Genomic DNA, 14967 nt, shown 5'->3' with positions numbered 1-14967 from the left:
TAAACATGAAATATTACGTAGGTATCGACCTCGGCGGCACAAACATCGTTGCAGGTGTAGTTGACGAGGAATACAACATCATCGCAAAGGCAAGCACCAAGACAAACTGCCCTCGTCCCGAAAAGGAGATCGCAGACGATATGGCAAGAATGGCTCTTGAGGCTGTCAAGAACGCAAACCTCACTATCGACCAGATAGAGTGGATAGGCGTTGGTACACCGGGTATCGCAAACAGCGAGACAGGTATCATCGAGTATTCAAACAACCTCGGCTTCAAGAACACTCCTATGGTAAAGTACATACAGGAGACTATCGACAAGCCCGTATTCATCGAGAACGACGCTAACGCAGCAGCTTACGGCGAGTTCGTAGCAGGTGCTGCAAAGGGCGCTAAGAACGCAGTATGTATCACTCTCGGCACAGGCGTCGGCGGCGGTATCATCATCGACGGCAAGATATACTCAGGCTCTAACTTTGCAGGCGCTGAGATAGGCCACACTGTTATCGAAGTTGACGGTGCTCAGTGCTCATGCGGCAGAAAGGGCTGTTTCGAGGCTTATTCCTCAGCTACAGGTCTTATCCGCATGACAAAGGAAGCTATCGCAGAGCACCCTGACTGCATTATGGCTCAGTCCGAAAAGGAAAAGGGCAAGGTAACAGCACGCACATCATTCGACTGCATGAGAGCAGGCGACAAGTACGCAAAGGCTGTTGTTGACAAGTACATCAAGTACCTCGCAGCAGGTATCACAAATACTATCAATATCTTCCAGCCCGATATACTCTGTATCGGCGGCGGTGTCTGCAACGAGGGAGATCCGCTTCTCCTGCCTATGAAGGAGCTTGTTGCAAAGGAAGTTTACACACGCAACTCACCTAAGAATACCGAGATAGTTATTGCAAAGCTTGGCAACGACGCAGGTATTATAGGTGCAGCATTCCTCGGACGCGCAAACGGCTGATTTTCTGTAGGGGCTGATGCCTACATCAGCCCGTTAAATAATGAAAAAAAGCCACAGCATTTTCCGTGCAGTGGCTTTTTTGTTGACATATCCACGTTTTCAGGTTATAATTTCAGTATAAAACCCCGGAACCAAGGAGAAAAACACATGAAAAAACTTAATATAGCCGCAAAAACAGGCATAGCTATTGAAATTGCCGCCTTGATCATCATGCTGACGTTTTTAATTTCAGGCATTCCTGTTCCGAAATGGACAATATTGTTATTATTTGCAGGGGCAATAGTATGTTTTGTTTCAGGAATACTCCCCAAGAAACACGATAAATCCTGATATGCACTCAAAAGCACCCCGAAAGCAATTGCTTTCGGGGGTCTGTTTTTATTGTTTGATATTCACGCCGCCTATACAAAAAGTGCTGTAAGCGATGTACGATTATCGTTTTTGATGATCGTGAGCGAGTTTACGAGCGGCAACGTGGAAGCGGTCGAGCTGGCTCAGCTCGCAACGTGGAAGCGGTCGAGCTGGCTCAGCTTGCAGCGTGGCAAGGGTGCAGCGTCACGCTGCCTACTTCGCCATATTACGGTATTGGTTCGGCGTTACGCCAACTGTTGCAAGGAACTGTCTCAGGAAATACTTGCTGTCCACATAGCCGCACTGCTCAGCAATTTCCGCCATACTCAGCGGTGTTACCGTCAGGCAGTAGGTCGCCTTTGCCATACGTGCGTTTATGCAGTCCTTATGTATGCTTACGCCGAAGCACTTCTTGTATACCTCGCGGAGATGTCCTGCGCTGTAGGGATAGAGCTTCTGGAGCTTCTCCGACTCAAAGCTGTCCTGCGGATTGCTGTAGATATAGCTTCTGATATGGAGCATATCCTCGTAGTGTGGACGCATACGCATCTCCATTTTCTCGCGCTGGCGCTCCGCAAGAATATCGGAGCAGATACCTGTGATACGTGTATAGGACTTCTCTGTGCACTTCACAGCCGCGCAGACGAAGGAATCCAGTCCATACTGGTCGATATAAACTCCGTGCTGGAGCATTATTGAATTGAGCCTGTTTTCAAGGAGCTCTATATCGTTCTCGCCGCTGATTATGCAGGCGAATGTATTATCGTTGACTCTGCCGCAGATATCGTTGCTTCCGCAGAACTGCTTGACAGCCTCGGCGGCGTCCATGATAGCAGGTATCTTGCCGCTGAGCTCATAGAAGCCTGCATTGGATATGCCTATCCTCATCATAACAAGGCAGTGCTCCTGATTCTCAAAGTCTATGGTGTGGTATGCCTTTCTCATTCCTGTCTCGTTGTACATACCCGTGAGAGTATCGCGCAGGTCTGAGAGGTTCTGGCACTGCGTCAGATACTGGATATCGTTCTTCATACGGAGGAATTCCAGACCGTTTGAAACGGATTTCAGCCAGTTTCTGTAGATATCGTCGTAGGTATCGGGATCGTGGAATTTGAGCACCAGATGACCGAATAGGCGGTCATTGAAGAAAAGCGGATTGAAATAGTATATTGCAGGCTCATAATTCTGGGCAAGAAGCGCCGAGAAGTTGTACTTCTGCATATCAAAGGGCGTCTTGTCGTCCCAGTTGACCATGCTCTGACAGGAGAGTATATCACTGAGCTCTGCGTCGCTGTCGTACCAGTTCTTGTAAAGGCACAGGTAAAAGCTCTGTATACCTCTGACCTGCCAGTGGAACTGACCGCAGATATCAACGAACTCGTTGAGAGTACGGCACTCTGTCAGCTTCTGGTCGAGAGGATTGAACAGGTTCCAGTTGTCGTATTCTTTTTTCTGCCTTGCGTTTTTCAGCTCGGTAGTGTATATCCTGCGGTCAACTCCGCAGGTACAGCTTGTTCCGCAGATTATCTCACCCTGAGGCGGAGCAAAGAGGAACTCCCTCTTCTTTATGCGGCTGTAGACCATATTTGCGGCGTCCTCGCCTATGGTCTCGCGGTTTCGCTTATAGGTCGTCAGCAGAGGGGTGTGCATGAAGCGGTCGCCTATGTACTCATAGCCCACTACCGTAACGTCCTCGGGTATTTTTATTCCCAGCTCGTCGAACTTGTCGATAAGTCCGTAAGCCATGTAGTCGTTTGCGCAGATTATAGCCTGAGGGAGCTTCAGCTCGCCGCTGTGATAGCGCTCGGCAAGCTCCTCGCCTGAATTCATCCAGTAGTTTCCGTAGTGAACGCGGCTCTCGTCAAATTCTATGCCGTGCTTTTCAAGGGACTTTCTGTAGCCGTTTACGCGGAGACTGGAGGCTTTTATAAAGTCATAGCCTGTGAGGATATCTATTTCCGTAAAGCCGTGAACGTCCATAAGATGGTCTGTGATATCCTCCATGTCGTTCTCGTCGCTGGTATTTATAAAGGTACAGTTAGGAAGGTCAAGCTCCGCGATATAAGTACCCACAACTACGATAGGAATATTTTTGCGCGATATAAGGTCGGCAATAAGCTTTTTCAGATCCTCATTGACAAAAGATTCTGAGAGCAGTATCAAGCCGTCAAGCTCGTCGGAGAGTATCAGGTCGTATATCCTGTTTTCGCAGAAAAGCTCCTTTTCCTTGACGTTAGGATTGTAATTGTTTGAAAAAACGACAGTGTCTACTCCGATACACTGGTCAAAACGGGCAATGCCCTTTATGACCTGTCTCTGTTCGATGCTGTTGGCTTCTGCTGCAACAACGCCGAAAATCATTCTCTTTTTTCTTACCATGTTCCCACCCCGTTATTGATTTTCAGGGACGCACATATCCGCTCGCTCGGTTTTTGTGCGGAAATCCTTTACTTTCACAGTGTTTTAATGTATAATTTCAGATATGGAGCAATAGAAGTTACATATATTATACATTATTTATTAAGAAATGTCAATGAAGTTTCCTGCGTTTTTTCCACCAAAAGCGCATTTTTGTGGGTTGAATATTTATATATCGTTATAATGCATAATGAAAAGGCATTCTTTTTGTGCAAAGAGCAGAATTTCAAGCTTCTTTGCAGCAATTTTTACCTTTCTCGACACTTATGTTATGAATTCGGATTCAAAGGAGGGATTCGCATGAACGACTTTTCTAATGACGTCGATCTCGCCCGACAGGGCAACACCGAAGCTTTCGCAAGACTCTACGCTACAGTATACGAGGACCTTTACCATATAGCCCTATACAGTCTGCGAAGCTCCCATGACGCTGCCGACGCGGTAAGCGATACTGTTCTGGACGCTTTTTGCTCCATAAAAAAATTACGCAGTCCTGAAAGCTTCAAAAGCTGGATCATGTCTATCCTCGCTGCTAAAATAAAACGTAAACAGCGCTCGTATTTCGAGCCTGCCGACGAGCTCAGCGACGACTCTCCCCTTTCGGAGGGCTTCAGCTTCGAGTCGGTGGAGCTCCGCGAAGCTGTGGACAAGCTGGACGACGAATCAAGGCTGCTGCTTTCAATGTCAGTGCTGGGCGGCTATACAAGCGACGAGATATCGCGTATGTGCGGTATCAGGTCGGGTACGGTACGCTCAAAGCTGTCGCGCATAAAGCAGAGACTGCGCCTTGAACTGACTCCCGAATTATGATCGTGAAAGGAGAATCAACATGAATAACGATGATAAGCTCAGAGAGCAGATGAAGTCAGAGCCCGTTCCCGACAGGCTCAAGCCCGAAAATATAAAGATAATGCTTGATAATGAAGCACCAAAGAAAAAGAGAAGCGGTATTTCCATGGCAGGAAGAATAGCAGCTGCTGCGGCTGCCTGCACTGTTATCGGAGGAACTGCCGTATATTCACTGAACAACGGAAAGTTTAATAATAAGAATGCCACCGTCTCGGAAGCTCCTGTACAGCAGGACAGCAGCGAGACAGGCACAAAGCCTGCCGAAAAAGACACAGAGATAAAGAAGCAGGCAAGCTATATGAGCGGCGCCAAGAACTACGACCAGATATATACCATGTTCAAGGAAGCAAAGCTCAAAAGCGAAAAAGAACAAAACAAATACAAAAGCGATGACTTCGTAATGGAAGAGGCTGATGAAGAGACTGTATCATCTGCCGAAGCGCCAATGACCAACGGCGGCGAATATACAGGCTCCACTGACGCCAAGGGCGGCGGTCTCGGCGCAGGCGGCGACACTGAACCCGAAGTGCCTCTCGTTGAAGGAGAGCTCCCCACAGAGCCAAAGACCGAGCCTGTTATCGAAACGACAACCGAGCCTTCTACAGAGCCCACCACTGAGACAACAACAGAAGCCCCCACAGAGGAGCCCACTACAGAGGCTGATCCCGAGCACTCCGATACCTACTATCAGGAGCAGGACGTCCTCGAAGCCGATATCGTCAAGACTGACGGCAAGCGTATCTACTACATCGGCTCAGCTCCCAACAAAGATCAGGTATTCAGTAACTTTCTCCGCGTTGCTGATGTAAAGGACGGCAAGTTCACAGGTCATACCTCCATCGAGCTCAACAGTGACTTCGGAGATAACGAGAATATCAATATCACAGATATGTATATCTACAATGATATGATAGCTATACTGGGCACTGACAGCTATTGCGATGAGTCAGATAACTACTACTATACACATACCTTCGTTTCGTTCTACACAACAGGCGATGAGCCAAAGCTCATTGATACCTACAAGCAGGACGGCTATTACAACGACGTAAGGATATCCCCCGACGGATATATGTTCCTTATCTCAGAATATAGCACTTGCAGCTTTGAGGAGATCGGCGGCAGCGACAATATCAGAAAGTATATCCCCTGCTACGGTATGTCAAAGACCTTCGGAGCTGTCGAAGCTGAGGATATACTGCTCCCGAGCGAGTTTGATTCGGCATTTTGGCTGAACTACAGCATTATCGGCAGCATAGACCTCAACAAGTCAGGCGCTCCCAAGGTCAAGGACATAAAGACTCTGGCAGATCACAGCGGTTGTATATACTGCTCGGCAGATAATCTCTACTCTGCGGCAGGACGCTGGGAAAACGGAAACACTACCGACATCACACGTATCTCCATAAAGGACGGAAATATCGAGCCCCAGGCAGGCTGTACCATAGACGGCTATGTAAAAGATCAGTTCTCGATGAGCGAGTACAACGGCTACTTCCGCGTTGCCGCAAGCTATACCGAGATGAAGGAGACCTTCCACAGATACTCGGACGACGAAGGGTTCATCGACGGCTTATGGGACAGGATAAAGGGCGAAAACAACGGCTATTACACCTATGAGACAGTAAAACAGGACAACAGAGTCTATGTTCTCGATATGGATATGAACATGGTTGGCATGGTAGACGGTCTCGGTATCAACGAGCAGGTCAAGTCCGCAAGCTTCAGCGGAAATATGGCTTATATCGTTACATTCCGCCAGACTGATCCCCTGTACGCTATAGACCTCAGCGATCCTGCAAATCCTGTAGTTCTCAGCGAGCTGAAAATAAACGGATTCAGCTCATATATGCAGTCATGGAACGACGGACTTCTTCTCGGCTTCGGCAATGACGCCGACGACGACGGCAGAATAACAGGTATCAAGCTGACTATGTTTGACAACTCCGATCCGAACAATGTAAAGGCAGTTGACACAGTTACATGGAAAAACGATATGCTTTACGACTATGACTGGGACGACCTTGACGGCAAGACCGAGAAATACTACAGCTCATCTGCTCAGTGGGACAGAAAGGCTCTGCTCATAGCTCCCGAAAAGAACCTCATCGGCGTACCTGTCGAGCTCGATGAATATACCTACCACAACGACGGTTACAGCAGCGATCAGAAGTATACCTCATCGTATATATTCTTCAGCTTTGAGGACGGCAAATTCGTACAAAAGGGCGATGTCACATCGGTAAGTGAAAACAATGATGCATATATTTATTATGTTTCATTCTACAACCGTGCAGTATATATAGGCGACTACGTCTACACCCTTGCTGCAAACAAGTTCGTAGCTTCCGATATCCACACACTTGACATCACAGACGAACTCGTATTCTGATCTGAGCTGTCAGCGATCTGAAAACTATAAAAAGCTCCCGTGTTCAGACACGGGAGCTTTGCTCATTTCATGTGGAAAAACGGCAGCATAAACATCATTGGGAACATGAATGTTCCGCAGAACAAAAGGAAAAACGATACCGCACCGAGTATCAGGTAAAGCCTTCCGCTCTTGGGGTGTCCCCCTGAGATATTCACAGCTCCGATTATGAAGCCGAAAAGCGGTATCAAAAGGGAAATAACGATAAATATCGGCTGCGGTTCGTCAGGTCCCTGAACGCGGAAAGCCTGCCTGTTCTGCATAGGCGCACCGTTATTATAGCTGTTATTTGCCGTGCCATGGTCTATGTAGCTGTCGCAGTATGGACATTTTACGTCATGCTCGGATATGGAAGCTCCGCAGTGTTTACAGGTCATTATCTTTCCCCCTTATTCTTCATGATATCAACAATACGCTGAAAACCACGTACATTATTACGATCAATACTCTTACGCCGAAGCTTATTCCTGCCGCCAGCAGATAAGCCCTTCCTGCACGTTTTTCGTGCCTGCTGAGACTTGCTATGCCTGCGATAAGTCCTATTATCGGCTCAATTGCAGAAAAGACCAGAAGAGGCGTTTCCGCAGGCTCGTTCTCGGGATTCACATTATAGGGCGAATAAGGCGATACGTCGCGGTAGAATTGCGGCGGACCGTAATTATAAGGTCCGTACTGAGGCGGCGGAACGTTCTGACGGTAATTCGGATTCGGAGTCGAACAAAACGGACAGAAAGCCTGTCTGTCGTCCATTATCGAGCCGCAATTTGAGCAATACATATTCCTCTCCCCTTTATCTCACAAAAATATAAGCAGTGTAGCCTGCATAAACCGCCAGCATTACTGCACCGTGCCAGAGCACAAGTTTCTTTTTAGGTGCGCACAGAAGAAGCACCAGCAGGCTCATAGCAATGAGAACTGCCGTATCTATGGCATTTTCAATGGTATATGCCATAGGTGAGATAACAGCAGCTATTCCAAGCACAAACAGGATATTGAACACATTCGAGCCCACAACATTTCCCAGTGCCATGTCCACCTCGCCCTTTCGAGCCGCAACGATTGAAGTAACAAGCTCGGGCAGGCTTGTTCCCAAAGCAACTATAGTCATGCCGATAAGGTTGTCCGACATACCGAAAGTTCTTGCGATATCGGAAGCGCCCTCGACTACCATTTTTCCGCCCACAGCTATGGCAGCTCCGCCGCCTATGATACACAGCAGGCATTTCCATACGGGCATTATCTTATACTCGTCCTCGTCGGTCTGTTCTCCCGAAGCACGGGCTTTTTTCGCAGAGCTTATCATCATGTACAGGAAGAACACAAACAACGCAAGGAGTACAGCTCCGCCCCAGCGCATAACCGTTCCCGTGAATGTGCCAAGTCCCAGAAGAACTCCTGCAACTATTATGGAAAAGGGCAGGTCTTTTTTCAAGGTCTCCCTGCCGACTGCCATAGGACACAGCAGTGAACAGACTCCGCAGACCACCATGAGGTTGAATATGTTCGAGCCCACGGCGTTGCTTATGGCGAGGTCGTTCTTTCCCAGCACCGAGGCGCTTACGCTGACCGAGGTCTCGGGCAGGCTCGTACCCATGGCAACTATGGTCATTCCGATGATAAGTGACGGCACCTTGAGCCGTTTGGCTACCGCAGAGCTTCCGTCAACGAAGAAGTCCGCGCCCTTGATAAGAAGCACAAATCCGCCTACGAGCAAAATATACTTTAGCATTTATCCATTCTCTCCCATGCAGCGCCTATTATAAGTTCCGTTGAACCTGTTACAAGCTCAGAAGTCTTTTGGCTGCATATCTTATTATACCACATCTTCTGACTATTTGCAATACCCACGGCGAAAAAATATCCTGCGGATATTTTTCAGTTGAGAGTTGAGAATTGAGAGTTAAGAGTTATGGTGTCTCCTGCGGAGACATTATTATAATTTGTGAGCGAAGCGAACACATAAACTCTCAACTCTGCACTCTCAACTCTCAACTAAAACCGCCCCTGCCTTGACAGTCTGACTAAAAATAATCGCATTTTTCGTCAATTTCCAACAGCCTGTCCAAAATTTGATTTCTGCCGAAAAAAAACAATATTTGTATTGAATTGCTCCTCCATTTGTGCTATAATTCGGATTGGTATATTTTTTCCTATTTAATAGGAAGAACAATTATGCGGTAGTTCACCGCGAACATGGAGGTTTATATGACAGCAGCACAGATCTTCGCCGTTATCATCTTCGTGGGAATGTTCATCATGATAGTTCTCGACAAGATAGAGCGGCACTACGTCACACTCGGCAGCGGTATCCTCACCCTTGTCGTTGTATTCGGTATCTGTATGCGCAGCGGCAGCGCTGTTATGGATACTCTCGCCATTAAAAGCTTTGCTACAAAGGACTTCTGGTATCAGGTCACGGAAAGTGAAAGCAAGGGCATAAACTGGGCGACTATCATCTTCATCGCAGGTATGATGGTAATGGTAGAGGGCATGGCTAAGGCAGGCTTCTTCCGCTGGCTCTGCATGAAGATAGCCTATCTCGTAAAATGCAAGACAGTCCCCATTTTCATCACTTTCATGATAATGTCGGCAGTTCTCTCGATGTTCATCGACAGTATCACCGTTATCATGTTCCTTGCGGCAGTTACTATCGAGCTTTCTTCTCTGCTCAAATTCAATCCCGTACCTATGATACTTTCCGAGATATTCTGCGCGAACTTAGGCGGTTCGGCAACAATGTGCGGAGATCCTCCGAACATCATCATCGGTACTTCACTGGGCTTCTCATTCTTCGACTTCCTTACAAACACAGGTCTCTGCGCAGCTATCTCGCTGACAGTATCCGTTCTGTTCCTGTTCTTTGCTTTCCGCAAGGAGATAGCAGGCAGCGGCAAGGAAAAGGTTGATATGAGCAAGTTCCCTAAGCCCTCAGAGGCTATCACCAATAAAAAGGACTTCATTATCAGCAGTATAATCTTCGCACTGGCAGTTATCCTGCTCATCACTCACGCAACAACTCACCTCACCGTAGCAACTATCGGACTTTTCATAGCTGCTATCACACTTATCGCCTTTGGTAAGCACGCACTGGAGCTTATCAAGAAAGTCGACTACAAAACTCTCATCTTCTTCATCGGTCTGTTCATCGTGGTAAGCGGACTTGAAGAAACAGGCATACTCAAGCTTATAGCAAACTTCATCGGCGACATCAGCGGCGGCAACGTAATGCTCATGCTGGCTATCATACTCTGGGTATCGGCTATCGCAAGCGCATTTGTGGACAATATCCCGTTTGCGGCTACAATGGTGCCTATCATTCAGAGCCTTGCAGAGACCTCGGGAGTTCCTATCTCAACTCTGGCATGGGGACTTGCAATGGGTACTGATATCGGCGGCAGCGCTACTCCTATCGGAGCTTCCGCAAACGTTGTTGGAACCTCCGTTGCACAGAAAAACGGCTATCCTATCGGCTGGGGCAGATACTGCAAGAAGCTCGCTCCTGCCACAGTCATAGTACTCGCAATATCAACTGTTTATTTATTTGTTCGTTATTTATAATTCAATAAGGGGGAATATATATGTCACAGGTAATCATTTCAGTAGGTCGAGAGTTCGGAAGCGGCGGCAAGGCTATTGCCGAGCAGCTTGCCAAGCGCTTCAATATCCCGATATACGACCGTCATCTCATCACCGAGATCGCAGACAAAACTGGTCTTACGCCCGATGAGATTGAGAAGTACAACGAAAAGCCAAAGAATCATCTGCTTTCACGCAGAGTCAACGGCTACAGCAACTCTATCGAGGACAATATCGCAGAAATGCAGTTCACATTCCTGAGAGAAAAGGCTGCAAGCGGCGAATCCTTCGTTGTAGTTGGACGCTGCTCCGAGACAAAGCTCCGCGATTTCAAGTGCCTTGTTTCGCTGTTCATACTGGGAGATATGAGTGAAAAGATCAAGCGCGTCATGAACGTTTACAACCTCACAGAGGACAAAGCAAAGGCGTTCATCGACAAGAAAGACCGCAAGAGAAAGCGCTATCACAACTATCACTGCGACGGTCACTGGGGCGATTCACGTCTTTACGACCTGAGCATAAACAGCTCCCGTCTCGGACTTGACAGGACAGTAGACCTGCTTGAGGAATACATCAAGTCAAGAATGGGCGAGGAATAAATCATCAGAACTAAGTATTAAGAAAAAAGCCATAAAGAAGCTTTCGCTCCTTTATGGCTTTTGTTATGCTTTATTTTGCAGTGGGATCAAGTTTTGCCACCTTTTTAAGGAGATACTCCTGTATGCGGAGTGCGTCATTAGCTGTTACGCCCTCGCTTGAAGTATCAACGTCAGCCCATCTCCATCCCATTTCTGTGATATGGGTCTTTTCTGTGCCCTCAAGTCCGTACTTGTTCGGATTTGCAAGAGCCTGCATTATGAGTACAACATCGCTCATATCTACTGTATTATCGCAGTTAGCGTCACCCCATACGGCTTCAAGTGCTCCGCCCATGAGGTAATTCACCTTGCAGCTGTCAATAGTGTAAGGCTGGTCGATAGCCTTTTCTGTAGCAGCATTCCATACATTTGACCACCATACCTGCACCTCGCAGCTCTTGAAGGTATCAGGCATTTCCTTGAGGTCAACATTTACTGTGAGCTTGCCGTCCTTATCGGCATTGCCCTTCCACTCGATGTTCTGCCAGTCGTCGGCAGTTGTTCCGAAGCCGATAGCACCGCCGATAGAAGCATTAGGTGCGCCTGAGATAGTGATATTCATCTGCTTCCCAACTGCAAGGGCAGGCTTCTCGGGGATAGTAACGGTCTTCTTCTGGATAGCGAACTTATAAGCAGTTGTAGTTGTTGTCGCATTGGGATCTGCTGTAGTAGTCGCTGTGGTCGTGGAAGTTGTTGTCTTTGAAGGATCGGGAGGAGTTACGCCATCCTTCTTGTAGAGGGTAGCAGGAAGCTCGTCAAGAGTTATGCAGTACTCGCTCTGATACATTGCGATAGTGTCTTCCTTGGTGTTGAATGTCGGGTTGGACAGGAAGTTGTTATTGTCCGAACCGCCGTCGTACCATGTACAGAAGTAAAGCCAGCCGGCCTTTTCCTCCTGAAGCTTATCGGGTGTTGAGAAGCTGTCGTTCTCGGCAAGAGATATCATCTTTGCGCTGTCGTATTTCTCCATGATACCATAGAATGTAGAGGAGAACGGGCTGTCGTTGTGGTAGTATCTTGCGCTGCCTGTTGACCAGTCTGTGCAGCTGTACTTATCGTAGCCGATGATGTCAACATAGTTGTCGCCGGGGTACCAGTCCTTTGATGTTGCGAAGTTATAGCTGTTCCACTCCCAGATAAGGTTGTGGCAGTTAAGGTCGTTTGTGAGAGTATTGTAGGTGTACTGCCAGAGCTTCTTATAGGCTGCCGAGCCTTCTCTGCCCCACCAGAACCATGAGCCGTTCTCACCGCCGCCGCCCTCGGCTTCGTGGAGAGGTCTCCAGATAACGGGGATTCCCTCAGCTTCAAGCTTGTTGAACTCCTTAGCGAGAGTTTTCAGAGTTGAGAGGTAGTACTCGTTTTCCTTTGTGCCTGCCGTAGCAGCCTTTGATGGTGAAAAATCAGTGTCCTTAGCTGTATAGGTGGACTGTGCCCAGTCCATTTTTGTGCCTATGGTGTAGCTTGCGAAGTCCTTCGGCACATTGAGGTGATATGAAGCGGTAGCGATACCGCCCTTGTTCTTTACCCAGTCGATAACGCGGTCTGTTGAGCCGTCGTCGCTGCCGTAGAGAGGACAGCAGAAGTTACCGTAGTCAAAGCCGCGGATAGCAGGATAGTGACCTGTAGTGTCCTTGAGGTACTCGAACTCGGTCTCAAGGCCGTGAGGACCGCCGCTGTATATCTCCTGCTGACCTGAGATTATATGCTTGCCATAATTGTCTGCGAGATAAGCCATGAGGCTCTGTGTCTCAACAGTTGCAAGCTGGTCGCAGGGAGTTATCTGCTTAGCTTCTATCTTGGCGCCTGACATTGGCTCAGCTGTGAGGTAGTCGAACTGTGACCAGCCCCATGATTTCTCGATAACGATAGTATTCTCGCCTGCTTTGAGAGGAATAGCAGTGAGCTCCACAGGCTGATACTCAGTACCCTGCGGAATGCCGATAGCGCCCTGCGAGGAGCCGTTTACGCTGAGATTCTGCTGCTTGTCGGTGCCTATACCAAAAGCGTAAAATGTGAGCTTATAGGGACCGCCCTCCTCAACAGTGAGCTTCACTGTGATAGTGCCGTCCTCGGTCATTTTGAGGACAGAGCCGCCGCTTGCGTTTGAATCCTTTTCAACCGAGATAGTGCCTGTAATCTCAGCGTTCTCGAACTCAAACTTGATAGGCTCGTCAGCCGCAGTTACTGCTGCGGTGCTGTAGAGGGCTGTATTCAGCAGCAATGCTGCCGACATTACTGCCGCGCCTGCCTTCTTGAAAATTTTTGTTCTCATGTTTAATATCCTCCTGTTTAGATATAGTTTTGCAACTTAATTATATCATTATTTCAGTAAAAATCAATAATCACAGAAAAATGTTTAAATACCCGTAAAAATTTTCGTATATCCGCACAATCAGAGTTATTTTTATTTGTACGATAGCTCAAATTTAACTTAAATAATACTTAAATCATACTTTGGTTAAATAAGAGGATTTTTTCTTGCCGTTCCCATTAATTCTGTTGACATTTTTGCTAAAAAGGTGTATAATTTTAGTAGAGTTTCATTAACTTTGTCTATGGGGAGAGTGAGAAAATGACCGAATATCTTACAAATTATATGAAATACATTCAGGAGCGCCTTGAAAAGTGCCAAAGCTCCGAGGAACTGGACGAAATAATGGCTGAGCACAAGGACAAGATAGCCTTTATGCAGCATGAGCGTATCGTCCATTTTCTGGTGACTATGCTCTTTGCGTTCATTCTGATAGTGTTCTTCGCAGTGCTGATATTCAAAGTGAATCTTGCAGTCCTCGCTCTTGTGACCATAGTTCTCGTACTGCTGATGTTCTACATCAAGCACTACTATTTCCTCGAAAATACGGTGCAGAAGATGTACAAGGTATACGACAGTATACTCGAAAAGCAGAAAAAGCTGAAGGAGTCCGCTAAATGACGAAAAAAGAGATAGCAAAACTGGCTGTAGAGGAGCTGGAAAAGCTCTATCCCGACGCCGCCTGCACGCTGAACTACACAAAGCCCTATGAGCTGATGTTCGCGGCGCGGCTTGCCGCTCAGTGCACCGACGCCCGTGTAAATATAGTCACGGAGACGCTTTTCAAGAAATATCCGTCTCTTGAAGCCTTTGCAAATGCCGATATTGCGGAGCTCGAACAGGACGTAAAGCCCTGCGGCTTCTATAAAAACAAGGCAAAGAGCCTGAAAGAAATGGCGAATCAGCTTATCAACGACTTCGGCGGCGAGGTGCCCGACACTATGGAGGAGCTTCTCACGCTGTCGGGTATCGGCAGAAAGACCGCAAACTTAATGCTTGGGGACGTTTTCGGAAAGCCTGCCATGGTCACAGATACACACTGCATACGCATTACAGGGAGATTGGGACTTACGAAAAACAAAGAGCCTGCCAAGGTGGAAAAAGACCTTGTGAAACTCATACCGCCCGAGGTGTCCTCGGACTTCTGCCACAGAACAGTGGAGTTCGGACGGGATATATGCAGCGCACGAAAACCACGGTGCGAGGAATGTCCGCTGAATTATTTCTGCCAGTTTTATAGAACTAAGAACTAAGAGCTAAGTATGAAGTGACGTTTTTTCTTGCCGAGCCCATGAACGGGATTCCAAAGGGACTGTGTTCCTTTGGCAGAGTCCAGAGACAGAGTCTCTGGTGGGGAGTGGGGCAAAGCCCCACAGTTACGAAGGCGCTCCTAACAGGAGCGAGTACCCTCTGTCAGCTACGCTGACATCT

General features: G+C 47.7%; 13 protein-coding genes. 8 read left to right on the top strand and 5 right to left on the bottom strand.

Features of this window, described 5'->3' with window-relative positions; genetic code table 11:
• Positions 1–5: 5 nt before the first annotated feature.
• Positions 6–962 (top strand): ROK family protein, encoded by a 957-nt coding sequence (locus BT105_RS02980; protein WP_072299355.1) that lies wholly within the window; start codon positions 6–8, stop codon positions 960–962.
• A gap of 147 nt (positions 963–1109) precedes the next feature.
• The gene (locus tag BT105_RS02975; RefSeq protein WP_072299354.1) at positions 1110–1292 is read left to right on the top strand and encodes a hypothetical protein; all 183 of its coding nucleotides are present in this window, start codon (positions 1110–1112) and stop codon (positions 1290–1292) included.
• Positions 1293–1526: 234 nt separating this feature from the next.
• Here BT105_RS02975 and BT105_RS02970 read toward each other — a convergent pair whose 3' ends face one another.
• Positions 1527–3692 (bottom strand): substrate-binding domain-containing protein, encoded by a 2166-nt coding sequence (locus BT105_RS02970; protein WP_072299353.1) that lies wholly within the window; start codon positions 3690–3692, stop codon positions 1527–1529.
• Between the two features lie 339 nt (positions 3693–4031).
• Between BT105_RS02970 and BT105_RS02965 the strand changes: the two genes are divergently transcribed.
• Complete coding sequence (locus BT105_RS02965) at positions 4032–4541, top strand: RNA polymerase sigma factor (protein WP_072299352.1); 510 nt, start codon at positions 4032–4034, stop codon at positions 4539–4541.
• A gap of 19 nt (positions 4542–4560) precedes the next feature.
• Entirely contained in the window at positions 4561–6972 is a 2412-nt protein-coding gene (locus BT105_RS02960) for a beta-propeller domain-containing protein (protein WP_072299351.1), read from the top strand.
• 62 nt (positions 6973–7034) lie between these two features.
• Here BT105_RS02960 and BT105_RS02955 read toward each other — a convergent pair whose 3' ends face one another.
• From BT105_RS02955 to BT105_RS02945, 3 genes are read right to left on the bottom strand one after another with little or no spacing between them, the layout of a single operon-like run.
• Positions 7035–7388, bottom strand: a complete 354-nt coding sequence (locus BT105_RS02955) for a hypothetical protein (RefSeq protein ID WP_028516170.1) — start codon at positions 7386–7388, stop codon at positions 7035–7037.
• Between the two features lie 19 nt (positions 7389–7407).
• Positions 7408–7788, bottom strand: coding sequence for a zinc ribbon domain-containing protein (locus BT105_RS02950; RefSeq protein WP_072299350.1), 381 nt, complete (start codon positions 7786–7788; stop codon positions 7408–7410).
• Positions 7789–7801: 13 nt separating this feature from the next.
• On the bottom strand, positions 7802–8740 hold the full coding sequence (locus BT105_RS02945; protein ID WP_072299349.1) for a calcium/sodium antiporter: 939 nt from the start codon (positions 8738–8740) through the stop codon (positions 7802–7804).
• Positions 8741–9216: 476 nt separating this feature from the next.
• Here BT105_RS02945 and BT105_RS02940 point away from each other — a divergent pair, with 476 nt between their 5' ends.
• Positions 9217–10569 carry an ArsB/NhaD family transporter gene (locus tag BT105_RS02940; RefSeq protein ID WP_072299348.1) on the top strand — a complete coding sequence of 451 codons (1353 nt, stop codon included), beginning with the start codon at positions 9217–9219 and terminating at the stop codon, positions 10567–10569.
• A 20-nt stretch (positions 10570–10589) separates the two neighbouring features.
• Positions 10590–11186, top strand: coding sequence for a cytidylate kinase-like family protein (locus BT105_RS02935; protein WP_072299347.1), 597 nt, complete (start codon positions 10590–10592; stop codon positions 11184–11186).
• Between the two features lie 70 nt (positions 11187–11256).
• On the opposite strand, the gene BT105_RS02930 is transcribed toward BT105_RS02935, so the two are convergent.
• Complete coding sequence (locus tag BT105_RS02930; RefSeq protein ID WP_072299346.1) at positions 11257–13497, bottom strand: glycosyl hydrolase; 2241 nt, start codon at positions 13495–13497, stop codon at positions 11257–11259.
• Between the two features lie 300 nt (positions 13498–13797).
• Between BT105_RS02930 and BT105_RS02925 the strand changes: the two genes are divergently transcribed.
• A complete protein-coding gene (locus tag BT105_RS02925; protein WP_072299345.1) occupies positions 13798–14157 on the top strand; it encodes a 6TM ABC transporter family protein in 360 nt (119 codons plus the stop codon).
• Positions 14154–14789 (top strand): endonuclease III, encoded by a 636-nt coding sequence (nth, locus tag BT105_RS02920; RefSeq protein WP_072299344.1) that lies wholly within the window; start codon positions 14154–14156, stop codon positions 14787–14789. The genes BT105_RS02925 and nth overlap by 4 nt, the downstream gene beginning before the upstream one ends.
• Positions 14790–14967 lie beyond the last annotated feature (178 nt).

The sequence above is a fragment of the Ruminococcus flavefaciens genome (genome assembly GCF_900119075.1).
GTDB classification, from domain to species: Bacteria; Bacillota; Clostridia; order Oscillospirales; family Ruminococcaceae; genus Ruminococcus; species Ruminococcus flavefaciens_Q.
Note: the sequence above shows the minus strand (reverse complement) of the source record. Positions and strands in the feature narration are given on the sequence as shown.